This window comes from Sporosarcina trichiuri, assembly GCF_030406775.1.
In the GTDB taxonomy this organism is placed as follows: domain Bacteria; phylum Bacillota; class Bacilli; order Bacillales_A; family Planococcaceae; genus Sporosarcina; species Sporosarcina trichiuri.
The window spans coordinates 1,835,187-1,859,543 of sequence record NZ_CP129119.1 but is presented as its reverse complement, the minus strand read 5'-3'; the positions used below and the strand labels follow the sequence as shown (position 1 = coordinate 1,859,543).

Annotated in this window: 19 protein-coding genes and 1 pseudogene; 12 read left to right on the top strand and 8 right to left on the bottom strand. The window is 56.3% G+C overall.

Annotation, left to right across the window (positions count from 1 at the left end):
* Positions 1 to 3: 3 nt before the first annotated feature.
* The 4 genes from QWT68_RS09550 to QWT68_RS09535 are packed head-to-tail and all read left to right on the top strand — an operon-like array spanning position 4 to position 5,486.
* Complete coding sequence (locus QWT68_RS09550) at positions 4 to 2,046, top strand: hydantoinase/oxoprolinase family protein (RefSeq protein ID WP_290148098.1); 2,043 nt, start codon at positions 4 to 6, stop codon at positions 2,044 to 2,046.
* Between the two features lies 1 nt (position 2,047).
* Complete coding sequence (locus tag QWT68_RS09545; protein ID WP_290148097.1) at positions 2,048 to 3,781, top strand: hydantoinase B/oxoprolinase family protein; 1,734 nt, start codon at positions 2,048 to 2,050, stop codon at positions 3,779 to 3,781.
* Between the two features lie 15 nt (positions 3,782 to 3,796).
* A complete protein-coding gene (locus QWT68_RS09540) occupies positions 3,797 to 4,111 on the top strand; it encodes a cupin domain-containing protein (RefSeq protein ID WP_290148096.1) in 315 nt (104 codons plus the stop codon).
* Between the two features lie 31 nt (positions 4,112 to 4,142).
* Positions 4,143 to 5,486, top strand: a complete 1,344-nt coding sequence (locus QWT68_RS09535; RefSeq protein WP_290148095.1) for a purine-cytosine permease family protein — start codon at positions 4,143 to 4,145, stop codon at positions 5,484 to 5,486.
* Positions 5,487 to 5,739: 253 nt separating this feature from the next.
* Here the strand turns inward: QWT68_RS09535 and QWT68_RS09530 are convergent, their stop codons facing one another.
* Genes QWT68_RS09530 through QWT68_RS09520 form a run of 3 tightly spaced genes read right to left on the bottom strand, consistent with a single transcriptional unit; the run spans position 5,740 to position 10,001 of the window.
* A complete protein-coding gene (locus QWT68_RS09530) occupies positions 5,740 to 6,126 on the bottom strand; it encodes a carboxymuconolactone decarboxylase family protein (protein WP_290148094.1) in 387 nt (128 codons plus the stop codon).
* A 1-nt stretch (position 6,127) separates the two neighbouring features.
* The gene (locus QWT68_RS09525; RefSeq protein ID WP_290148093.1) at positions 6,128 to 7,762 is read right to left on the bottom strand and encodes a thiamine pyrophosphate-binding protein; all 1,635 of its coding nucleotides are present in this window, start codon (positions 7,760 to 7,762) and stop codon (positions 6,128 to 6,130) included.
* Between the two features lie 16 nt (positions 7,763 to 7,778).
* Positions 7,779 to 10,001: a putative bifunctional diguanylate cyclase/phosphodiesterase gene (locus QWT68_RS09520; RefSeq protein ID WP_290148092.1), complete on the bottom strand. Its 2,223-nt coding sequence runs from the start codon at positions 9,999 to 10,001 to the stop codon at positions 7,779 to 7,781.
* A gap of 337 nt (positions 10,002 to 10,338) precedes the next feature.
* Between QWT68_RS09520 and QWT68_RS09515 the strand changes: the two genes are divergently transcribed.
* From QWT68_RS09515 to QWT68_RS09495, 5 genes are all read left to right on the top strand, one after another.
* Positions 10,339 to 10,596, top strand: a complete 258-nt coding sequence (locus QWT68_RS09515) for a DUF2188 domain-containing protein (RefSeq protein ID WP_290148091.1) — start codon at positions 10,339 to 10,341, stop codon at positions 10,594 to 10,596.
* 537 nt (positions 10,597 to 11,133) lie between these two features.
* Positions 11,134 to 11,682, top strand: coding sequence for a competence protein ComK (locus QWT68_RS09510; RefSeq protein WP_290148090.1), 549 nt, complete (start codon positions 11,134 to 11,136; stop codon positions 11,680 to 11,682).
* A gap of 327 nt (positions 11,683 to 12,009) precedes the next feature.
* Entirely contained in the window at positions 12,010 to 12,576 is a 567-nt protein-coding gene (locus tag QWT68_RS09505) for a glycerol-3-phosphate acyltransferase (protein ID WP_290148089.1), read from the top strand.
* On the top strand, positions 12,573 to 14,180 hold the full coding sequence (locus tag QWT68_RS09500) for an aminotransferase class V-fold PLP-dependent enzyme (protein ID WP_290148088.1): 1,608 nt from the start codon (positions 12,573 to 12,575) through the stop codon (positions 14,178 to 14,180). The genes QWT68_RS09505 and QWT68_RS09500 overlap by 4 nt, the downstream gene beginning before the upstream one ends.
* A gap of 15 nt (positions 14,181 to 14,195) precedes the next feature.
* Complete coding sequence (locus QWT68_RS09495; RefSeq protein WP_290148087.1) at positions 14,196 to 15,146, top strand: hypothetical protein; 951 nt, start codon at positions 14,196 to 14,198, stop codon at positions 15,144 to 15,146.
* Here QWT68_RS09495 and QWT68_RS09490 read toward each other — a convergent pair whose 3' ends face one another.
* The gene (locus QWT68_RS09490) at positions 15,147 to 15,515 is read right to left on the bottom strand and encodes a VOC family protein (RefSeq protein ID WP_290150474.1); all 369 of its coding nucleotides are present in this window, start codon (positions 15,513 to 15,515) and stop codon (positions 15,147 to 15,149) included.
* 198 nt (positions 15,516 to 15,713) lie between these two features.
* Here QWT68_RS09490 and QWT68_RS09485 point away from each other — a divergent pair.
* Together QWT68_RS09485 and QWT68_RS09480 are read left to right on the top strand one after the other, a co-directional pair.
* Positions 15,714 to 17,361, top strand: a pseudogene (locus tag QWT68_RS09485) (catalase).
* Between the two features lie 457 nt (positions 17,362 to 17,818).
* A complete protein-coding gene (locus QWT68_RS09480; RefSeq protein ID WP_290148086.1) occupies positions 17,819 to 18,301 on the top strand; it encodes a GNAT family N-acetyltransferase in 483 nt (160 codons plus the stop codon).
* A gap of 589 nt (positions 18,302 to 18,890) precedes the next feature.
* On the opposite strand, the gene QWT68_RS09475 is transcribed toward QWT68_RS09480, so the two are convergent.
* A complete protein-coding gene (locus QWT68_RS09475) occupies positions 18,891 to 19,448 on the bottom strand; it encodes a hypothetical protein (protein WP_290148084.1) in 558 nt (185 codons plus the stop codon).
* A 315-nt stretch (positions 19,449 to 19,763) separates the two neighbouring features.
* Between QWT68_RS09475 and QWT68_RS09470 the strand changes: the two genes are divergently transcribed.
* Positions 19,764 to 19,916 (top strand): cupin domain-containing protein, encoded by a 153-nt coding sequence (locus QWT68_RS09470; protein ID WP_290148082.1) that lies wholly within the window; start codon positions 19,764 to 19,766, stop codon positions 19,914 to 19,916.
* A 149-nt stretch (positions 19,917 to 20,065) separates the two neighbouring features.
* On the opposite strand, the gene QWT68_RS09465 is transcribed toward QWT68_RS09470, so the two are convergent.
* From QWT68_RS09465 to QWT68_RS09455, 3 genes are all read right to left on the bottom strand, one after another.
* The gene (locus QWT68_RS09465; protein ID WP_290148081.1) at positions 20,066 to 21,547 is read right to left on the bottom strand and encodes an FAD-dependent oxidoreductase; all 1,482 of its coding nucleotides are present in this window, start codon (positions 21,545 to 21,547) and stop codon (positions 20,066 to 20,068) included.
* Between the two features lie 144 nt (positions 21,548 to 21,691).
* Positions 21,692 to 23,443, bottom strand: a complete 1,752-nt coding sequence (locus QWT68_RS09460; RefSeq protein ID WP_290148080.1) for a GMC family oxidoreductase — start codon at positions 23,441 to 23,443, stop codon at positions 21,692 to 21,694.
* 21 nt (positions 23,444 to 23,464) lie between these two features.
* Positions 23,465 to 24,322, bottom strand: a complete 858-nt coding sequence (locus QWT68_RS09455) for a gluconate 2-dehydrogenase subunit 3 family protein (RefSeq protein WP_290148079.1) — start codon at positions 24,320 to 24,322, stop codon at positions 23,465 to 23,467.
* Positions 24,323 to 24,357: the final 35 nt, after the last annotated feature.

The following is a 24,357-nucleotide window of genomic DNA, read 5'->3' as shown; positions in this document are numbered from 1 at the left end:
GCAATGAGAGTGGCAACAGATATCGGCGGTACGTTTACAGATTTGGTATATGTGAATGAAAACGGTGAAATCGGCGTAGCGAAAAGCAGCACGACCCCTCCGAACTTCGAAAAAGGAGTACTCGACGTCATCCGGAAAAGCGGCATCGACCAGAAACAGCTGTCGATGTTCATCCACGGGACAACGGTGATCATCAACGCACTGACGGAGCGGAAAGGCGCGAAGACGGGCTTGGTCACGACGAAAGGGTTCCGGGATGTCCTGGAGATCGCCCGGGGGAACCGGCCGGATCTGTTCAATGTGAACTATCGGAAGCCGGAGCCGTTCGTGGAGCGTCATCTTCGTCTGGAAGTGGAGGAACGGCTGGATTACAAGGGCCGTGTCCTGACTTCCCTCGAGCGGGAGGACGTCCGCCGATGTGTCGAGCACTTCAAGAAAGAGGGTGTTGAAGCGATCGCAGTGTCCTACTTGCATGCCTATGCCAATCCTGAACACGAACAGCAGACGGCGGCATGGATAAAGGAACTCTGGCCGGACGTGAAAGTGACGATTTCCAGCGATATCGCCCAGGAATGGCGGGAATATGAGCGGACGAATACGACGGTGCTGAACGCGTACGTCCAGCCGGCCGCGACTTCGTACATCAATCGTCTGGAGTCGGAACTGAAGGCGGAAAGCGGTGTGGAGAACCGGTATATCATGCAGTCGAACGGCGGGACCACGACATTCGACAGTGCCAAGGAAACACCGATCAGCATGGTCGAATCCGGACCGGTGGCTGGCATCTTCGGCGCCGCGGTCCTTGGTGAAATGATCGGCGAGGAGAACATCATCGCCTTCGATATCGGCGGAACGACAGCGAAATGTTCATTGATCGAAAACGGCGAAGTCAAAGTATCGACGGATTACTATATCGAACGGGACAACCGTCATGCCGGATATCCTATTAAGACGCCGGTTGTCGATATCGTGGAAATCGGAAACGGGGGCGGATCGATCGCCTGGATCGACCAAGCGGGATCCCTGAAAGTCGGACCCCAGTCCGCAGGTGCCTATCCGGGACCGATCGCATACGGGCAGGGGGGCACGGAGCCGACGACGACCGATGCGAACTTGCTGACGGGGCGTCTGTCGGCGAAGAACTTCGATTATGAAGTCGATCTGGAGGCGGTCGGAGCTGCGGTGCAGTCGAAGATCGGGGAACGGTTCGGCATGACGGCGGAAGAGGCGGCGCTCGGCATCATCCGGATTGCGAATTCCAATATGCTGAATGCCCTGAAACTGATTTCCATCCGGAAAGGCCACAACCCGCAGGACTTCACACTGCTTGCGTTCGGCGGCGGGGGCTCCATGCACGCGCCGGCACTCGCGCTCGAACTCGGCGTGAAGAAAGTGGTCGTGCCGATTGCGTCCCCGGTGTTCTCGGCCTGGGGCATGCTGCTGACCGATCTGCGCCATGACTACATCAAAACGTACATCAAGCGGATGGATGAGCTGACAGAAGAGACCATCAATGCGGCTTGGAAGTCCATCGAAGACCAGGCCCTGGCACAGTTCGAAGGGGAAGCCATGCCGGCAGACCGTGTGGAATTCCACAGATTCGCGGACATGCGGTACCTGGGGCAGGAGCATACCGTGAAAGTGCCGGTGGATGCAGACAAGTGGACAGAAGACAGCAAGCAGCGGGCCATCCGGGATTTCCATGCCCTCCATGAAAAGAATTACACATTCAAGCTGGAAGAGGCCCAGACGGAGATCGTCAACCTGCACGTCACGGCATTCGGAAAAGTGGAGAAACCGCAAATCAAGAAACAGATCAAGGAAGGGACGCTGGAGGACGCACTGAAAGAAGAGCGCGCCGTCTATTTCGAGGAGGACGGCTGGGTGCAGACCAACGTCTATGACCGGGAACTGCTGCCGACAAACGCCACAGTCCAAGGACCTGCCGTCATCGAGGAAAAAGCGGCAGTCACATTGATCTACAAGCAGCAGAACCTGCATGCGGACGAGTACGGCAACCTGATCATCGTGAAGGAGGAGAACTGACATGACGAAAACGACCACACTCGACCCGTTCACTTTGGAAATCGTGAAAGATTCGCTTCTGGCAACTGGAGATGAGATGTTCGCAGCACTCGCCCGGACGTCGATGAGCCCGATTATCTATGAAGTGCTTGACTATGCGAGCGGTTTGACAGATGCCAAGGGCAACTTGCTGACACAGGGGAATGGCGTCACCGGATTCATCGGCATGCTGACGTTCATGGTGAAAGAGACGCTGGCCAAGTACCCCGGCGACCAGCTGCAAGAGGGAGATATCATCATCATCAATGATCCATACCGGGGCGGCGGGTCCCACCTGTCCGATGTGGGGCTCGTTATGCCGATTTTCGTGGACGGCGAACTGATCGCCTTCTCCGCCAACAAGGCGCACTGGACCGAGGTCGGAGGGAAAGACCCGGGCTCCTTCACGAATGATTCCGTCGATATCTTTCAGGAGGGACTGCAGTTCTCCTGCCTGAAGCTGTATGACGCAGGCAGGCTGAACGACGTGCTGGTGGAGATGATCCGCGCGAACGTCCGGTTCCCGGATCTCTCGCTCGGCGATATGTGGGCGCAGGTGGCAGCATTGAAAACAGGCGGCCGCCGTGTGAACGAGCTGTGCCGCAAGCATACGACCGGAACGATCCTTGCGGCGATCGACTACTTGCTCGATCACGGTGAGATCATGGCCCGGGAAGAGCTGAAGAAGCTGCCGAAAGGGGACTTCTATGCCGAGGACTTCATCGATACGGATGGCTTCGGCAACGGACCGTTCCCGATCAAGGTCAAGGTGACCATCACGGATGATGAATTCATCTGCGACTTCAGAGGAAGTTCGCCGCAGGTGCCGGGACCGATGAACTGCTCGAAAACCGGTCTGACCTCCGCGGTGCGTGCCATCTTCCTGGCCATCACGAATCCGGAACAGGACGTCAACGACGGTGTCTTCCGTCCGCTGCGCATCATCACAGACCCGAAATCCATCATGTCCGCAGAGCGGCCGGTGCCGGTCTCCAACTATTTCGAGACCCTGCTCGGCAGCCTCGACCTCGTATGGAAAGCGATGGCCCCGCACTTGCCGGACCGTCTGAACGCCGGCCACTTCCTGTCTGTCTGTTCGGTGACCCTCTCTGGTGTCCACCACGATACCGATGAACCGTTCCTGATTGTCGAGCCATCCGTCGGCGGATGGGGTGCCTCCAATCGGAACGACGGTGCCTCCGGACAGTTCTGCATGGGGGATGGGGAAACATACAACGTCCCGGTGGAAGTGGCGGAAACCCGGTACGGCGTCATGCTGGATGAATACAGTCTGCGTGAGGACCGGGACGGAACCGGTGCAGGGGAATTCGTGGGCGGAAAAGGAGTCACCCGTTCCTACCGGGCAATGACGGACGGCCAGGCAGTCACCGTCACGTACGGCCGCAACCAATACAAGCCATGGGGGATCGGAAAGGGCCATGATGGTTCGCCGAACGAGTTCTTTGTCGACAAGACAGATGGGACGACGGACGGCCCGTTCGGAGTATACCCGCGGTACCCGCTGAACAAAGGGGATGTCGTCCGGCTCGTCACGGGAACTGGCGGCGGCTGCGGTGACCCGCTCGAGCGCGATGCAGGGCAGGTGGCCCGTGATGTCAAGAACGGGTATTTCACAGCAGACGAAGCGCGTACGGTGTTTGGGGTCCAGGTGGATGAAACGACATACGGCTACGAAGAAATGGACATCAGGAAATAAAGGGGGATTCACCATATGGAAAAAACAGCGAAACAGCAGACAGCGGAAATTGTACAGAATCTCTTTGCCGATCAATACCCAGGGGCTGACGTGAAATTCGGATTCGTCAGCATTCCGGCAGGGGAGCGCCTGCCTGCGGAAGGGACGACCTTCCATGAAGAGCATGAGTATTCCTACATCATCAAGGGATCCTTGTCCGGTGAATCCGGCGGAAATCCTTTTGAAATCCGCGCAGGGGAAGCTTCATTAATCCCCGCAGGAGAAGCACATTGGTGCAGGAATGATGGAGATGAGCCTGTGGAATTGGTCTTTTCACTAATAAAAGTGTAAGGGGCCGGCGAAGGGAGAGGGAAGTGGAGAAATGGCAACTGTACAGGAAAGCAAAAAACCAAGCGGCGATATATTAGGACAGGATAATGCGCTGGCGCCGGTACCGGAAGATCAGCGGCAGCACTGGCTGACACCCGCAGTCATCTTCGGCGGCCTGGAATTCACGATTCCGGTACTGATGGTCGGCGCGTCCCTGACCGCAAGTTTCGGGATGAGCAAGATCCTGTTGATCCTCATCATCGGATTGTTCGGATTCCAATGGGTCGGCAATGCCCTTCAAGGCTATATCGGTGCGAAGACGGGACGTTCGTCTTCCGTCATCGCCAAGTCAAGTTTCGGGACTGTGCAGGCACGGGTGATCGTCGGTTTCACCATCTTCATTGTATCCCTCGGCTGGTGGGCGCTGCAGACAGCAGTTGCCGGGAATGCGATGTCGGCCATGTTCGGCATCGACTATGAAACGAACTGGTTCGGCTGGGCGCTTGTGACAACGGTTGCGGGTCTTCTGTTCGCCCTCCCGTCGATCATCGGCTACAACTCGATGAAATGGACGGATTACCTGGCAGTGCCGTCCGGTCTGCTGCTCATCATCGGCGGGATCTACCTGACGATGAAAAATACGGGGCTCCATGAAATCATGGAATGGAACCCCGAGCCGACAATGACCGTGCTCGCAGGAATCAGCCTGGTCATCGGCGTCAACGTATCCCAGTGGGTGATCGCCTCCGACTATACCCGTTATGCCCGGCCGGTATGGCGGGATAACTGGATCATCCCGAGCGGCATCGCGGTCATCGGATTCCCGCTCTTCATCGTCGGGGCGATCATGTCTGTCGGGGTGGGCGACGCGGACATCGTCAATGTGATGATGAACCTCGGATTCCCGTTCTGGGGCTTCCTGATCTTATGGCTCGCCACCTGGACATCCCAGCTCGTGAACAATTACAGTATGGGGCTGGCACTTGCGAACCTGCTCAACGTCAACTCCAGTAAGGGCCGGGCGCTGCTGACATTGGCAGGGACAATCCTCGCGATCATCGTGGCGCTCGCCGGAATCCTTCAGTACTTTGAGGACTTCCTGTATCTGACGGCGTTGTTGTACCCGGCGATCGCCGGCGTGATGATGGGGGATTTCTTCATCATCCGCAAGCAGAAGTGGGCAGCCATTCCGGGCTGGAACTGGATGGCGACGATTGCGGTCGCAGCCGGTGTGCTGATCGGCTACCTGACGCAGTATGCCTATCCGATGGGGCTGCCGGCTGTCCAGTCATTGATTGCATCAATCCTCGTGTATGTCGTTGCGATGCGTGTGAAGCGCAGAGTCTCACCTGATCTGTTCACGGAAGATACTCCGGAAGAAACGGTGCCTCAATAGGAATCAAACCCCCATGCCGAAGCTGGCATGGGGGTTCCGTTTTTGAGCGGAAGCTGCTGGAATTGTGCCCGGATGCCGATAAATTCGGTGAAGTGTCCGATAGTTTGACCCAAATGTCCGATACTTCCGATGAAGTGTCCGATACTGCACGCCAAATGTCCGATACCCAACACGATTTGTCCGATACACCCCACCTCCCTGCAGCTTCACATGAAAACAACGCACACCGGCCGCCGGTGTGCGTTGTTTGGGTTCAGATCGTTTCCTCGGCGGTTTCCGCAAACACTTCGGCAGCCAGGCCCATTGCCTGGACGGCTTTCGGGAAACCGGTGTAACCGATGCAGTGGATGATCAGTTCCTTGATCTCGTCCTCGGTCAGCCCCGAGCGGAGGGCGGCCGGCATATGGACGCGCAGCTGGTCGAACGCGCCTTGTGTGATGAGCGTCGTCAATGTGATGATTTCGCGTGTCTTCAAGGACAGCAGACTGCCAGTGTACAGCTCGCCGAAGCCGAAACCGACGATCATATCCCACATTTTCGGTGAAGCATCTTTGATGTGTTCCATATAAGCGAGGGTGTCGGGCGGGAACAATTCCTCCATGACCCGTTCGCCTTCTTCGTATCGTCCGTTCAGATCCATATCATTGCCTCCCCATTGTCGGTGGTATTTCGTTCTGGTCGACGAGCACCTCGACGACCGCCGGTTTTTTCGTGCGCCGGATCGTGAGCAGTGCCTCTTCGATGGCTTCCGCTGTCTCGTCCGGTGTCCGGCATGTTTCCGCACAGACGCCCATCGAACGGGCGAACGCCGCGGCGTCGAGCGGTGTTTCGTATGTACCGCCGATGGAGGTGCCGATCATCTTGCGCATCCCTTTTTCCACCATATCGAGACAGCCGTTGTTCAGGACGACGAACAGGACGGCGGCGTCATAGTTCTGGGCGGTCGACAGTTCTGTGCCGTGCATGAACAGGCAGCCGTCTCCGACGAGGCAGACGATGGTCTTGCCGGGCGCCGCCAGCTTCGCCCCAATTGCGTAGCCGAGCCCATTGCCCATCGCACCGAAAATATCATCGAAGAAGAACGTGCCGGCCTTTGCGATGTCGAAATTCTGGATGCCGTAGAACGAATGGCTGCCGTCATCCCCGAAGACGATTGCTTCATCCGGCAGTGCGAGGCGCATCGCCGAGACGGCGGACACTGCGGACATGCGTTCGCCGGGCACAGTGACCGGCAGAGCAGGTCTTCTCGGAGGGAAGAGGAACGATCCGCTGTCCGCTGCCGGCTTGTCTGCCATCATTCTCGACAGGTTCGCCCGGATGTCCCCGAGAATCGGGATGGCGGGCACCGGCAGTGACTTGTCGATGAATTCCCGATTGTAATCGAAGTGGAGGATCCGTTCCGGGTACATCGGTTCCGTCAATCCGGCGACGGACATATCACTCAGCTGTGTGCCGATGACGATCATCAGGTCAGCGGGCTCCTGCAGATAGGCCGCGGCTTCCGGGGTGCCGCCCAGTCCGAATGCGCCGAGTGCCAGCTCATGGTTCGAAGGGAACGTCCCTTTGCCGCCGGGCGTCGTGATGACCGGTATCCCGTAATACTCCGCCAGATGCCTGACTTCTTTGTATGCACGGCTTGCATGGACCCCCTTCCCGAGAAACAGGACGGGCCGTTCAGCGGAATCGATCAGACCGGCGGCCATTTCCAGGTCGGGCGAGATAAGCGGGTGGGGGGCAGGGAATTCAAGTATGAACGGCTCGATCTCTTCCAGGAGAACGTCGAACGGGATGGACAGGTGGACCGGCCCCTGTACGCCTTCCACTGCCTTCTCGAGGGCATGCTGCAGCATCGGTCTGAGCAGATCGGCACGGTCGATGCGGGCGCTGAATTTCGTCACATGGCCGAACAGCGCGGTCAGGTCCGTGCCGAACAGGCTGGAATCCTGGCCCATCGGTTTGCCGGTGTCCTTCGCGGACGGATGTCCAGTGATCAGAAGCAGCGGCACGCAGAAGGCTTTCGCCTGGCCCGCTGCCGACAGAAGATTCGTCCCGCCGGGTCCCGATGTCCCGACTGCAACCCCTATGCTTCCGTTCATGAGGGAATAGCCGGCCGCTTCATAACCGGCAGCCGCTTCATGCTTGCTGAGGACAAATTCCATCTCTTCTTCCAGAAGGGCGAAGAGGATCGGGGAAATCGCCTTCCCTGGTATTCCGAATACGTGGCGGACACCCCAATGTTTGAAGTTGGCAGTCAAAACGGCTGCTGCTGTTGTCATAGGGAAGACTCCTTTATCAAGTAGTCGGACGATAATAGGACGACTCGATCTGTGCAGCAGGCAGCGGTTTCCCGAACAGGAAGCCTTGCGAAATGTCACAATACTGCTGTTTCAGGGACTCCAGCTGCTCTGCGGTCTCCACGCCTTCTGCAATCACTTCCTTCTTCAGGCTGTGTGCCATGGAAATGATGGCATTGACGATGATGGCGTCATTATTGTCATCCGTCAGTTCATCCACAAACGATTTGTCGACCTTGATATAGTCGATGGGCAGGTTCTTCAGATGATTCAGCGAACTGTAGCCGGTGCCGAAGTCGTCGATGCTGATGCCGACGCCGAGCGCTTTCAGATCATGCAGCACATCCACCGCATAGTTGTAATCCATGGCCATGTATTCGGTGATCTCGATGACGAGATACCGAGGCTCAAGACCGGTGCGGGTGAGAACAGTACGCACCAATCCGACGATATTGCGGGTCATGAACTGCTGGGCAGACAGATTGACGGACATCTTGACGGGTGTCCTTCCCTCGTCCTGCCACTGTTTGTTCCGCTTGCACGCTTCCTCGAGCACCCACTCTCCCAGCAGTGTGATCAGACCGCTCTCTTCTGCCAGATCGATGAACCGGTCTGGCGGCAGGAGGCCGAGCGATGGATGCTCCCAGCGGACGAGCGCCTCGAACCCGACCAGTTCACCGGTCCAGTTATGGACTTGCGGCTGGTAATGGAGGATGAATTCCTCTTCTTCCACAGCTCTCCGTAAATCGAAGGTGAGACTCGATTCGGCCTTCATCGATTCCAGAAGTTCAGGGGTGTGGACGACATAACGGTTCTTCCCTAACGACTTCGCTTCGTACATCGCATTGTCGGCATTCAGCAGGAACTGCTCCTTCGTGATTGGATAGTCGGGATACAGCGCAACACCGATACTTGCGGTCGTGATCAGTTCCCGGCCGTTGACGACGATCGGTTCCTCCAGGACGCGGCACATTTCGTGTGCGAGCGCCGTCACATCGTCACATGACGTGAAACCGGTCAGAAGCAGGATGAATTCGTCGCCGCCCATCCGCGCGAGGACATCGGATTTCCTGACGAACGGAAGCAGCCGGCGGCTCACTTGCTGCAGCAGCTGATCACCGTACGAATGGCCGAAATTGTCGTTGATGACCTTGAAACGATCCAAGTCGAGGAACAGCAATGCGGCGTTCCGGACACGCCCGTCCGCCAATTTCGGAATGACCTCCTCAAGCTGCTTATTCAGGAATCTGCGGTTCGGCAGGTCTGTCAGATCATCGTGGTAGGCGAGGTAATTGTATTGTTCCTGCAGCAGGTACCGATCTGTAATGTCGCGGAACTGGCCGAATGCCCCGATCATTGTACCGCCTTGGTAGATCGGCTGGGCGTCGAACAGGCAGACGACCGGATTGCCGGTGCCGTCCAGGAATTTCAGTTCCTCATTTTCGAAGACTGCCCCGCGGTTCAGTACTTCCGCGAAGTAATTGCCTGTCAGCGGGGAATCCTGGATATTCCTTCCGACGACATCTTCCCGGGCATTGCCGGACAGCTGCTGGGCAAAGTCGTTGAACTCCAGTGTGATGCCGTGTTCGTCCGTCACGACAATCCCGTTCCTCGTGCGGCTGAGCATGATCTGGTTCAGGATGAGCAGCTTGCGGTTCTGCTTGCGGAGCTGCAGTTCGCGTTCGATCGTGTCGACGACTTGGGCAAGCATGGACAGGAACAGGGGATTTTGGAAGTCGATCGGCATCATGATGGAGAGACTGCCGAGCAGCTGCTGTTCGTCCATGTAGCGGAATGCTGAACCGTAGCAGGCGATGCCGTGAAGGAAGGTGTGGTAGTGCTGGTCACCGATGATGCTGATCGGGTGGGGCTGCTGCAGGGACAGGCTGACCACGTTCGTGCCGGTGTCCTCGATTTTGAACAGACTTCCTGGCGTGATCCCGAGTTCGGTGATCGTCGACTTGATGGTTTCATCCCCTTCTACGGAGAGCAGATATCCGTTTGCGTCGGATACGACCACGAGGATCGGTGTGCCGGCAAGCGAATCGAGCAGCTTCTCCGAGAAAAAGCGGACGACGGATAAAATCTCTTTATAGGATCGGCTGCGCGCCTGGAATCCTGCATCATCCAGGAAATTCTTCGGTCTGCTCAATTCGTCCGGATCCATCCCGGCGTTCCGGCAGAATTCATTGGCTTCTTCGATGTAGTGCGGGTGTGGCATATGATTGAATTCCCTCCCATCTGCTTGCAGACTATCTAGTAAGTGTTTCGACAAATCACGACAATAGTTAACTGGTTGTGTCCTCTAAAAATACAGGATTGCAGCGGCATGGTAAAGGGGAAATTGAGTGAACGGTTTCAAACGGAAAGGCGGCTTCCTCCATTCATTTCCGGGACAGGCGGCTCATGTACCTATTCGTGACAACTTGTCTTTGTCCTGTTCCGGTTTCCTGTATTCTATTCCGGCTGCGGTCTGCAGAGCAGGGCAGCAAGCCGTTTCGATTTGCGGGCAGCGGGTACGGAAGGAACAGAACATCATGGGAAAAGGAGGAATCATCATGAACAAAGAGCAGGAGAAATATTTCGAGGACCGTGCGGGAACCGAGGACGCACGCTACCATATCGTCCCGCATGGTGATGAATGGGCAGTGAAACGTGAAGGGGAAGAGGAGCCTGTGTGCACGACGGGATCCCAGGACGAGGCGATTGACGAAGCGAAGAAACTCGCAGAGGAAACGGGAACGATGGTCTATATCCACAACGAACATGGCCGTATCGAGAAACAGCTTGAATTCAACAAGGACAAAAAAGGATGATTATCCGCTTCGGACAGACAGGACCGGCACTGCAGCCGTCCCTGTCTGTTTTTTAATTGGTCTGAAACCCTATTTATCCATAAAACTAACGATTTGAAAAGTTTACGGAAAGATGCTGAGAGGAGCGCGTTTCAGCGAAAGAGGGGTGAAATGGAGGACTGGCAGGCGGAAAAACGACAAACTCGTATAAAAAGAGTGAAAATTTATATAATAATGCCTTTCTATGTAGACGAGGGAGGGAATATTTACTATAATAGCAGTATTATTAGTGAAACAGTCATAGAGGGATATCGTTCCTTCTGATCATTTCGGGTGCCGGGCATTGGGTGAAAGATCAGTTGGCGGAATGTTGCCTGTACTTCAGTGGGGCCGAAAGGGGGTGAGATGTGGATACGGTCAGTGAATCGAAGAAACCTCCGAGTGTCATAGTCTGGGCAGACTCACTCGGAAGTGCACTGGGTAACCAGCTTATTTGCTAGTATACCCCTTTTCACTGATTTTTAAAGAGTTTTTTACAAGAGAATAGGGGGATTCCGCATGTTGATTTTGGAGAAGTATGTGATCACGACAGAGACAAGTATCCTGTTTCCGTATTACGACAGCTGCGGCAGGCTGATGTCGATGATTCTGGAAGGCGACCAGATCCTGTTCGTGGACAGCAGGCCGACGGAGATTATCGACTACAACCTCCGCAGGGGCGGTTCCAGTCTGAAAGGGGCTGCGGAAGGGGCTGATGAACTTCTCGGCAGGACGTTCATGGCGCCGGTCAGCATCAGCAAAACACATAGCATCTATATGACCCCGACGTGTTCGCCGAAAGCGGATGCCTGCATCTGGCTTGCGGTCGGCCATGTCGATACGTATGTGTGCAACAGCAGCGGGACCGTAACCGTCCGTCTGCGGAACGGCAGTGTCGCCGAGCTGCCGCTCAGTCCGTATCAGTTCAAGGAACGGGTCCGCCAAGCCTGCACGCTGCAGTATTCGATCGAGACGAACACCCGTCAGGCGATGAAAGTGAAGGAAGATTACACACAGTCCTACATCTTGAAGAAGCCTGAGAAGGGCATGAATTATGAAGGCGAATGATAGGAGCTGAATGAAGGAAGGGTGGCCTGGGCGCGGAGACATCTCCGTGCCCGGGCTTTTTGATGGGACGGAATGGATCGGTCATGAGGTGAAATGGAGCGGTTGCTGGCCGGAATGGAGCGGTTGCGGCTCTGGAACGATCGATTGCATGGGTGAATGGATCGGTCGCGCGGCGGAATGGAGCGGTACGATCGATGAATGGAGCGGCTGCGGCGGGGAAGGGAGCGCTCCCGCGCGGCGGCCGCGGATTTTTCAGCCACATGGACAGGAATAGTTCAGGGGTTTGTCGAAAGAGGGATGACAGACTTTGTGAGGGAGGAAGCCCTGATGATCGGATTGCTGCTGATCGGCTCGTATATGCTCGGCAATGTGCTGCCTGCACTCTATGCCGGCGGGCGGTCCGGCCGGTCGGTGCGCGAACTCGGGAGCGGGAATCCGGGTGCGCGGAATGCCGGGCGGGTGTTCGGCAAAGGGGCGTTTGCGGCAGTCCTCGCGGCAGATGCTTTGAAAGGTGCACTGCCTGTACTCGCTGCCGCCTGGCTTGGATGCGGTCCGGCTGTGCAGCTGCTGGTGCTGCTTGCAGTCATGCTCGGCCACTGCTTCCCGGCCATCCACCGGTTCCGCGGCGGAAAGGGGGCCGCTTCGTTCGCAGGCGGCCTGCTGGCGTTCGACCCGTTTGCGGCGGTGCCGGTCGTCCTGCTGTTTGCTGTGCTGTATCCGTTCATGCGGCGCACCACTGCTGCGGGGGTCGCTGCCGCCGCAGCATTCATTCCCTATTGCTTTACCGTCTATGATACGGCTTCCGGTATCGCAGCGAGCAGTCTGATCGGGCTGCTGCTGGTCACCCACCGCAGCCATCTGCCACTCATCCATAGAAAGGGGCGGCCTGAATGACATATTATTACCGACTGGCCCGACTGCCGCAAGATGCGGAACAGATCCACCGGCTGAATTACAGAACGTTCGTCGAGGAGATCCCGCAGCACGATCCGAATGATCAGCGCCAGCTCGTCGATCCATATCATGAGGAAAATACATATTTGCTTTGCATGAAAGACGGGGAGCTCGCCGGCATGATTGCGCTCCGGGACGCCCGGCCGTTTTCATTGGATCGGAAAATCGGCCCGATCGAGCAGTCCCTTAACAATCCGCCGGAACGGCCTGTCGAAATCCGGCTGCTTGCGATGGAGCCGGAACACCGGACAGGCCGGCCGTTCTTCGGGATACTGCAGGCGCTCGTGAACTGGTGTCTGAAAAAGGGATATGATGCCGCCGTCATTTCCGGAACGGTGCGGGAATTGAAACTGTACAGGCGCCTCGGATTCAAGCCGTTCGCCGAGCCCGTCGGAACGGAACAGGCGAAGTACGTGCCGATGATTTTATCCCGGGAATCATATGAAGGAAGTGCGGCGGGCCGTCTTGCTACGCCGATGGTGAATTTACTGCCGGGCCCGGCAGCGATTTCGGAGAATGTCCGGCGGGCTCTTGCGGAAGAACCGATATCCCATCGGTCGCCGGCGTTCACCCGTCTGCTGGGCTCAGTGAAGCGGCAGCTGACGGATCTGACGGGGGCGGCCTATGTCCATGTCCTGCAGGGGACGGGGACGCTTGCGAACGATGCGGTCGCCGCCCAGCTTTCAAGGATCGACGGGAAGGGATTAATCCTCGTCAACGGGGAGTTCGGGCGCCGGCTGCTGGATCATGCCGAGCGGATGGGACTGGAGTTCGTTGCGTTCGAAACGCAGGATGGCCAGGTGTTCCCGATGAAGGAAATCGGCCGCCAGCTCGATCAGGGTGCATTTGATTGGCTCTGGTTCGTCCACTGCGAGACTTCGACTGGTGTACTGAATGATATGGACACGATTTCGCAGATCTGCCGCGATGAAGGGGTGAAAGTCGCGGTGGACTGCGCCAGCTCATTAGGGACGGTTCCGCTGGATCTCCGGATTGTCGATTTCGCATCATCCGTCAGCGGGAAAGGACTCGCGGGCTATTCCGGCCTGGCCCTCGTATTCCATAATGGGCGACTGGAGGAGGACCGCAGACTGCCGCGCTATCTGGATATCGGCCTGTATGAAGAGGGCGGGGGGATTCCGTTCACCCAGTCGTCGAACTTACTGGCCGCACTCGATCAGGCGCTCAGGAACCTGTCCGTAGATCCGGACAGGCGTTACGGGCAGCTCCGCCGGACAGCGGACAGGCTGCGGAAAGGTGCCGGGACGCTCGGTATATCCGTACTCGCTTCGGAAGAGTCGGCAAGCCCCGGTATCCTGACGTTCGTATTGCCGCCGGGGCGGTCCGCACAGCGTCTCGGCGACGACCTGTTCCTGAACGGCTTCCGGACCCACTATGAGAGCGGCTATCTATTGGAGCACAACTGGCTGCAGGCTGCGGTCATGAACGGCCCGGATGATCGGGAGACGGACCGGTTCCTGGCTGTCCTTGCAAAGCTCTCAGATTGTGAAACCTTATCGTCTGCAGCCCCGTATGAATACTAAAAGGGGGCGGCTCGGATGAATGAAACGATGCAGGAGCGTCAGATGGCGCTGACGATGAAACGGAATGAATACGCGCGGGTCTGCCGCCGTCTGGACGATGCACAGACACGGCTCAGTGCGGCAGTTGCGGAAAACAGGCAGCTTGAGCGGGCACTGACGAAAGAACAGAAAGACGTGATGGATCTCGGCAAATTCTCATTCCTGAATAAGCTCAAGGAATGGACCGGCTCGCTCGATACCCGGATGGAAAAGGAGATTGCGGAAGCGGCTGCGGCGGAAGTCGCCTACAACGAATCGGTCAAACACGTGGAGGATCTGGAATACGAGGTATCGGTGCTCAAAAAGACCGCGGCCGATCCGGACTATGCCTATTTGGATGAAGAGTGGGCGGCGTTCATCGAAGAAAAGGAATTATGGATCCGGATGAATGATGAAACGTCCCAGGCCACACTGCAGAAGATCGCAGACGACCGTGTGCGCATCCGGTCGATGATGCGGGAGGTGGATGAAGCGTTTGAAGCGGGGGAAAAGGCGGAACGCGCACTCGACAGGGCAATCGACAAGCTGAGCAACGCGGAAGGGCTGTCGATGTGGGATACGTTCCTCGGCGGCGGTCTGCTCGTATCCGCTCTGAAATACTCCGAAGTGAACAGTTCCGACGATCTCGTCCACCAGGCGCAGCGGGCGCTCCGTCATTATGAGACGGAACTGATGGACGTCCAGGAAGCGGCGACCGCATCATTCCAGGTGAACCGCAACGACATCTTCACGTTCACGGATCTGTTCTTCGATAACATCTTCTCGGATTTTGCCGTCCATTCCCGGATCACGGAAGGGAAGCAGAAACTGAATGGTGTCCTGCAGGATGTCCGGCGTGTGCAATCGAGGCTGATGCAGAAGAAAGAAGCATCCGAAGCGGAACTCGTCCGCCTGGATGCCGATGAAAAACGGATTCTCCTCGGCTGATCAGTCGAACTCCAGGAATTCGATCCGGTTGCCGAACGGGTCGTGTGTGAAAAACCGCTGCCGGCCGTCGATCGGCGGTTCTTCGGAAATTCCATAGCCGGCTTCCTGCAGGGTATGCCGCAAGGATGGAAGCGCATGTACGGTGAATCCGGGATGCGCTTTTTTGGCTGCCTGGAAATCGTGCTGGATGCCGATATGCACTTCCTGGCTGCCGCACGAAAACCAGCAGCCGCCCCGTGATTTCAAATTCTCCGGTTTTTCGATCTCAGGCATGCCGAGCAGCTGTCCGTAGAAGGCGCGCGCCTGTTCCTCCGCCCCCGGAGGTGCTGCGATCTGCACATGGTCGATCCCTGTGAATGAATGCTCCATTTGTTTCACCTCGCTTCCTCTCCACTATACCGGCATCCGCAACACATGGACAGTCGGAATCCCGAATGACTCTTGTTCGGTTATCCGAATTGCTACTAGTTTTTATATTAGAATGTTTACAATGTAGATGATCCGGGTACACTGTGACCAGTATGAGGAAATTTCTGTTTCCTACAATCTTGCTGGGGGGTATTCGGTTTGGATAACGAACAGAACAAGAACAAGCAGAACAATGACGATGTGCAGCGGGAGACGCTGACGACGCGGCAGGGCCATCCGGTGCAGGATAACCAGAACATCCGGACGATCGGCGACCGCGGACCGGCGACGCTGGAGAACTATCATTTCATTGAAAAGATTTCACATTTCGACCGGGAAGAGATTCCGGAACGGGTCGTCCACGCCCGCGGTTCAGGTGCGCACGGCTTTTTCGAAACGTATGGCAAAGTCGGCGATGAGCCGGTTGAGAAGTATACACGGGCGAAGGTGTTCTCGGGCGCCGGCAAGCGGACACCGGTCCTCGTGCGTTTCTCGACAGTCGGAGGAGCGAAAGACTCTCCGGAGACGGCACGCGATCCGCGCGGCTTCGCAGTGAAGATGTATACCGAGGACGGCAACTGGGATCTGGTCGGCAACAACTTGAAGATCTTCTTCATCCGTGATGCGATGAAGTTCCCGGATATGATCCATGCGTTCAAAGCGGATCCCGCGTCGAACGTGCCGAATCCGCAGCGGATGTTCGACTTCGTGTCGCGTTCGCCGGAAGCGACACATATGATCACATTCCTGTTCTCGCCGTGGGGCATTCCTGCGACGTACCGTCATATGCAGGGTTCGGGCGTCAATACGTATAAATGGTGTGAACGACAAAGGCGAGGCCGTCCTCGTGAAGTACCACTGGGAGCCGAAGGAAGGCATCCGCAACCTGACGCAGGAAGACGCCGACGCCATCCAGGCGAAATCGGTCGGCCATGCGACGGAGGATCTGTATACGGCGATCGAGCGCGGAAATTATCCGGAATGGGAGCTTTTCGTCCAGATCATGGAGGATGACTATCACGAGGAACTCGACTTCGATCCGCTCGATGATACGAAACTGTGGCCGGAAGACAAATTCCCATGGCTGCCGGTCGGCCGTATGGTGCTGGACCGGAACCCGAAAGATTTCTATACAGAAATCGAACAGGCGGCATTCGGGACGGGCGTCCTCGTCGACGGGATGGACTTCTCGGATGACAAGATGCTGCAGGGCCGGACATTCTCGTATTCCGATACGCAGCGGTACCGTGTCGGCTCGAACTATCTGCAGCTGCCGGCGAACGCACCGAAGACACACGTGCGGACGAACCAGCAGCGCGGTCAGATGGACTTCCGGAACCCCGACGAATCGGGGGACAACCCGCACATCAACTACGAACCGTCCATGCTGGGCGGCCTCCAGGAAGCGGACGGCGCAGAACGTCCTCCGCACCGGCCGACGTTCAACGCAGCAGCGATGAGCGCGCCGATCGACCGGCCGAACAACTATGGCCAGGCCGGGGAAACGTACCGGATGTTCGAGGACTGGGAGCGGGATGAACTGATCAAAAATCTGTCGGACGCGCTCGCGCAGTGTGATGTGCGCATCCAGGAAGCGATGATCGGCCACTTCACACAGGCTGACGAAGACTATGGCCGCCGTGTGAAGGAAGGCATCCAGAAGAAAACGGAAGAGATGAAGAACATGGAGCAAGGGCAGGTGCCGGGCCGTGAATCGGGCAAGTCCAAATTCGGTTTCGGCACACCGAAGATGCAGGATGCGGCGGAAGACGCCGTCGAGAAAGGCAAAGACGCCGATCCTTATTGATGGATAGCTGAAGAAGGAGCCCTCTGACCGGAAACGGATCAGAGGGCTTTTTGATGTGCCTTTAAGTGAATTCGTGGAGGACTGTTCAGGACTGGCTGGTGAAGAGCATTCATCGCGGCACGGGAGAGTGGCAGGCATGCTATTTCCCCGCGCCCGAGGTATCGGTGGGTCGCATCCAACGGGGTTGTGTGAAGTTATGATCACTTTCTGGCGTTTATGAGCGCAAAACTGATTTTATGATCATTTTCCGAGATTTATGATCATTTTGCTGGCTTTATGAGCGGTATCTGGTATTTATGATCAATTTCCGAGTTTTATGAGCAGAATCCGGGTTTTATGATCATGTTTCATCGGACACACCATTCCGTCCCTCCCTTGCTGTCACCTCGGCGGGGGTAATGGTAGACTGGGGACAGCTTCATATTATCTCGACAGTATTGAAAGAGGGGGAGGCACAATGCAGATACGTCCAATCGAACAGAAAGACAATGCGGAGATGGAGCGGATCATTAAGCAATCGCTTGAGGCGGTCGGTCTCGACATACCGGGAACGGCCTATACAGACCCGCAGCTCGGCGATCTGTATGGCCATTACGCTGGGATCCCGGACGCTGCCTATTGGGTGGCTGTGGATGCGGAAGACCGTGTACTCGGCGGCATCGGCATCGGACCGTTTGATGAGACTCAGGGGATCTGCGAACTGCAGAAGCTGTACGTCGCACCAAGAGCACAGGGGCGCGGTCTGTCAAAGGAGCTGATGGCGGAGGCACTCGACTTCGCCAGACGGCATTATGCGTCATGCTATTTGGAGACATCCACGAAACTTGCGACCGCAAACCGGCTGTATGGCAAGCTCGGATTCCAGGAATTGGACCGCCCGCTCGACGGATCGGAGCACGGGGCGATGGATGCGTGGTATATGAAAGATTTGGAGTCCTGAAAATTTCCCGGCCCGGTTGCCCGTCGGCTTTCCGTCGGGGAGATTGGAATGCAACAGTATAGCACCATCTGATACCGCCGGGCGGATCAGGTGGTTTTTTTGATTTGCGGAAGCGGCTGGCTGCAGACACCGGTGATCGGGACTATCGGACAAATCACGGGAAGTATCGGACACATGGGCGGCGATAACGGACAGTCGGGGCGATGTATCGGACATTTCAAGCGAAGTATCGGCCATATCGCCGAATTTATCGGCATCCGGGCACAATTCAAGTTCCTGATTGGTGCTCGCGGTGCTCATTTTCTGTGGAGCCGTCCATGGTCGCGGCAACGGGCTGGTGAAGGCTTCCTGTATGGCGCGATTAAAGGGACAAGTCAGGCCCTGGCGCTGGCAGAGTATCGGACAAATCAGGGAGAGTATCGGACGTTTGAGCAGAAGTATGGGACATTCCGCACGGAGTATCGGACAAATGCGGGGAGTTATCGGCCATATCGCGGAATTTATCGGCATCCGGACACAATTCAAGTTCTCCATGCAGGCCGGTCCTTTCAGACCCCCTACCGTACGGTGAGGCGTTGGGAAACGGCTGTCAGCGGAAGACGCCGAGCAGTCCGCCGATTGCCGTGCCGTCGATGAGCACCAGCAGTACGATCACACAGACGATCGTGCAGGAAGCATAGAACAGGAGGCCATTGAACCCGTCGATTGTATCTGGGAAACCGGAGAGAATCATCAGCATTACATACAGAGGTACGAGAATGTAAGCGACTGCGAGACTCACGATGAGCAGGATCACTGCGAGTGAGTGGGCATCGAGGAATGTGAGGAGCAAAGCGGCTGATGAAAGGATGATGGGCATTGCAAAGAATCCGCCAAGTTTCCGGATCAGTTCAGGGAGCGGCTGAGGTACTGAAAAAACCATGGCGGTCGCTTTGATGGCCGATAGATTGATGGTGAGGAACAACAGCAGCAGCAAGCCGCCTTTCAACAGGACGGGCAGCCAGGTCGGGGCTGGCAGCTGTACGGCGAAGAGGGAATAAAAAGAAGTGGCGGCCAGGAACACATACAGCAGAATACTCATCCAGCTATGCGGAAAGCTGTTCTCTTGTGTGTGGAAATGGGCGGACGGCGCTTTTGCCTGGCTCATGACAAACCGCAGGAAGGACTGGACCTCATTTGTGAAATCCCTCCAGGCCCTGTTGGGGACGGTGGCTGACTCCGGGACGGCTTCCGTTCGTTTTCGGACAGTCTCATAAGATGTCCCGCACTCCCCGCAGAAATTCCCATCAAGCTGCGTATGGCTGCAAACCGGACAGGTCTTCAAGATGATCACTCCTCATTCGGATGGTTATCGGATTGTATGCAGGCTGCGAAGGGGATAGTCTCCTGTTTCAGAAGCCGGCGCGCCCGCCATCCGGCAGAAGGGTGCCGAGTTAGAAGAACGCCGCTTGTATTCCTGGAAATGTTCCGCAGCGACCACTTCGCAGACGTGTCACTGAACCAGTGGATGTCCCAGACGCCGCCGGAACTGCTGAAAGAGCATTTGCCACTGAGCGATGATTTCATCAAGAATGCACTGCACAGCGACAAGCGGCCGAATGTGAAATTCGAATGATCGCAGAGAACCTATCTGCCCCTTTGCCGGGCAGATAGGTTTTTTGTGAACAGGAAAAAGGACCATCCACATCACTGAAAACGCCGCACACAATCCCGGCATGGGTTGTGTGCGGCGTTTCTTATGGATGGCTGTCCGGTTCCTGCGGATCAGAACGGGTTGATGCCTTTCAGCGGTTTTTTTGCAGGGCCTGCAATGACTTCACCGGATCCTCTGAAGACCGAGCCGTGGCATGGGCAGTCCCAAGTTTCATCCCCGTCATTCCAGGAGACTTCACAACCGAGGTGCGTACAGGATAAGTCGACGTAATGGATCTTGCCGTTATGGTCTTTGTACATGCCTGCCGGCTCGCCATCCTGTTCGAACTTCTCCGCTTGTCCGTTATGCAGACGGTCCGCCATGTCCGAAAGGGACGGTTCGTCTTGCTTTCGGCTTTCATCATCCGGCATGCTGCGCTGCGGGCTCAGCAGCTCTTTGTATTTGTTTTGCTGACCGGTGATCAGATCCGTGATGAGCTGTGCAGCGGTGCCTGAAATGGCCAGCCCCCATTTGCTGTAGCCTGTCATGACATACATTTTGTCATCGCCCTCTTCGATCGGTCCGATGAAGGGACGGCGGTCGGGGGTCATCAGGTCGTGCTCCGACCAGTAGGCGAGCATCCCGGTGAGACCGAATTCGGCTTTCGCGAATTCCCGGATCGATTCGTAATGATCGATGGTGGACGTATCATTGCCGGTCGGATGCGTGTCACCGCCGACGATGAGGATCGGCTGGTCTCCGTCATGCGCGCCGCGGAACGTCCGCTTCGGATCATCGTCGCTGATGTACATCCCTTTGTCGAAGGCTTTATCGCTTTTGAAAGCGGTCAGATGGGATGTCATCGGTTTCAGGGTGTTGGAATAGAACGAGTGCGGATCTTCGACAGGGAACAAGGTGGCGAGAACCGCCTGTTTGCATGTGATCGTATACGGTGTATCAGTTGTCAGCGTCAGATAATCGCTATGATACGCCTTGTCCATATAGCGGGTATGCTGATAGATCCTGCCGCCCAACTTATGGATCTCTTTCAGGACACCGTGCAGGAATCTGACCGGATGGAATTCCGCCTGATCCCGCAGGACGAGTGCCGAGGCGACGTTGAAATCGAGAGGGATCGAATCGGTAAGTCCGCCGTCCGCCCCGATCTGTCTGTAGGCGTCCGCTTCGTTCCGCAAGCTGTCGGAATGGCTGCCGTCCTGCGAAAAGACATAGGAATCCATATCCGAGAAATCGCAGTCGATCGAATGTTCTTTGACGACGGATCGGATGAAGCCGAGTCCGTCTTCGTTTGCTTCATAGTATTGTTTTGCAGTATCCGCTCCGTCGCGTCCGATCATTTCGTGATAGATCAGCTGATGCTGGGCGGACAGTTTGGCAGTCGTGCCGCCTGTGCTGCCTGCTCCGAATTCACGCGCTTCCACAAGCGCCACCGATTGTCCCGCTTTGGCGAGACAGTAGGCAGCGAGGACTCCGGAGATCCCGCCGCCGATGACAGCTGTATCCACTTCGATATCCTCTGCCAGTTTCGGGTAACTGACACCGCCTCCTGTCGTCTTCCAGAATGAATGCTGGGTACCTTGGATGTGACTCATGCTATAACCTCCTGATGATAAAGTTTCCTATTTATTACCTACCTTTCTATCGCGGAGTTAAACATCCGGCACTCCCTGTGGAACACGGAAAAAGACGGCTCATCGGATGGATGAGCCGCCTGATGGTTTGTGCAAAAGAGCTGATCAGGAAAGGGCAGTCTGTTCCGCCTGGACGAGGAGGCCGCCTTCCTTCAGATACCGGTCGATGCCGTCTGCCGTCCGGTAGGCGAGCGCCCCGACGGTTTCAGTCGGATTGTAGTTGCCGAAATGCGGGAAAGAGGAGGCACCGGCGACGAACAGGTTGTCCATCTCCCACATCTGCTGATAGCTGTTGAGTGCGGAGGTGGCCGGGTCATCCCCCATGATGACGCCTCCCGCAAAGTGACCGGTCGTGTAGGAGTTGTTGAACTCCGTATCATCTTCCACTTTGTCAGGTTCCACGGTGTCCGCGCCCATTTCCTTCATGATTTTTGTACAGATATCGATAGCGTAGCGCATGAGGTTTTTATCCTGATCGGTGTATTTGTTCGTCACACGAAGAAGCGGATCGCCGCGGAAATCGGTGTATTTCGGATCGAGATCCATGTAGTTATGATCCCATGGCATCGTGCCGGTCAATGCATTGACGTATAGATGACGATTGGCATAATGGATCGACTTGTCTTTGAACTCCTTGCCCCACGAAGGTGTGCCGGATGGGACGAAGTTGTTTTCGATCGGCCGCAGACCCGACACCTGATGCTGCACTTCAAAGCCATGCAGGAAATCGAGATCGGTGTGGTCGAGATCATCAGCAGCGAAATCGTCGAACGTGGCACCGAGTGCGCCCGCCCCCATGAAGGTGTTGAACTCCTTCTTCTCGAAGAAGCCCCGTGCACCGAGATAGTTGATGTTGCTGAAGTGGCCTGTGAAATTTTTGCCGATGATCCCTTCGCGGGTCTTCGGGTTATATGGTGTCCCGATCTTTGACAAAAGCATGAGGCGGGTGTTGGAGAAGATGAATCCTGCAGCGACGACGACATCCGCCGGCTGTTCGTATTCCTGGCCGGTCAGGGTGTCGGTGTACAGGACCCCCGTCGCTTTGCCATTCTGGTGCAGGATGCGGTGAGCATATGCGTTGTAGCGGAGCTCATAGTTGCCGGTCTTCTGGGCTGTCTTCAGGACAGTGATGATCGGATCGGCTTTCGCACCGAAATGGCAGCCGTAGGTTTCACAAAATGCACAGTAGACACAGGCGTTGATCGTTTCGCCGTCTGGGTTCGTATACTGCTCTGTCACGTTTGCGGTCGGCAGCTGGTATGGATGATAGCCCAGTTTTTCCGATGCATCCTTGAACAGCCGGATGGACGGCGTTTCAAGGGACGGGACATTCGGGTAATCATCCGAACGTTTCGGACCGATCGGGTTCGGTTCCCCGGACATGCCTGCTGTCTTTTCATATTTGTCATAGTATGGTTCCAGATCATCATAGGTCAGGCCCCAGTCCTGGATGGTCATCCCCTTAGGGATCTTGGACTCGCCGTACCGTTCGACCGTCTTCGAGCGGATCTCGAAATCATACGGACGGTACCGGAAATTGACACCGTTCCAATGGACGCCGGATCCCCCTTTGTCCGTCCCGAGTATTGCGTTCTTATTCGTCCGGACGGGGAGGGCCTCTTCGTCTTGGGTTGCCCGGGATGTCATGGTGTCCTTGGAAAGGTCCTGCATGAGGGCATAGCGCTGGGAGTAGCGCAGTTCGTCTTTCTCTCCTCTGAAATCTGCGACTTCCCGGTCTTCACCGCGTTCGAGAGCGACCACTTTGTACCCTTTCTTCGAGAGTTCAGCACCGATGATGCCTCCTGCCCATCCGCTTCCTATGATTGCAACGTCCGCTTTTTTCAGTTTTTTCGCCAAGGTGCATTCCTCCTGTTTCGTTTAATGATGCTGGGTGTCTTTCAGGGCGACCGGCTTCAGTTCCGCGAATTCATCTTTCTCCAGAAGGCCCATATAGGACGGGTACGCGCCGGGATAATTGCGCATCTTCCAGCCTTCCATGTTTTTGTTGCCGCCGTAGATCGGATCGGAATAGGCACCTTCCAATGTCGCCTGGCGCAGAAGCGCAAAGAAGACGGAAGACGGGACGCCTTTCATCTTCGCTTTGCCCTCTTCGAATTTGTGCAGCAGGTCGATCTGCTGGTCTTCCTCCAATTCGTAATAGGGCTTCTTATACTGGTCCTGGCTGCTGCTGTTGAGTGCGCGGAGACCGTATGTAAAGATTTCACGCCGGGTCAGGATGGACTGGTCCTGCAAGTGGGAATCCGACGGGTCTTCCCCCTGGCTGCTTGCCCCGACCGGTTTCGGGTTGGCAGCTTCCGTGGAGGCATCCGGCGCAAGCTGGCCGGCTTCGTATACTTTGAAGGGGCCTTTCCGGTAATCCCGGGCGTTGATGCCCCAATCGCCTGCGAGCTGTTTGTCGATGAAGTACGGAACACCGAGACCGATCGCTCCGGAGCCGTGATGGTCTTCAGGGAAAATGCACTCGGTTGCCGCTTCCAGTGCTCTGAAGTCCTCTTCGCGTGTGAAGAATATGCGGGCTTCCTGGAAAGAGGTCGTCGTTTCGGTCTTCTCCTCTTTCTTCTCCTTCTCGTTTTTGCGGTCATTCATGAACAGACCGCCGAGCAGGGAACCACCGACGACGCCGCCGGCGACCATTCCGCTGTTTTTCAAGAACGTCCGGCGGCTCATCGGTGAACTCTGCGGCTCCTTATCGGGAGTCCGTTTCTCGTCTGCCATCTTGTTCACACCCTCCTCATGGTAAAAGGACAGAC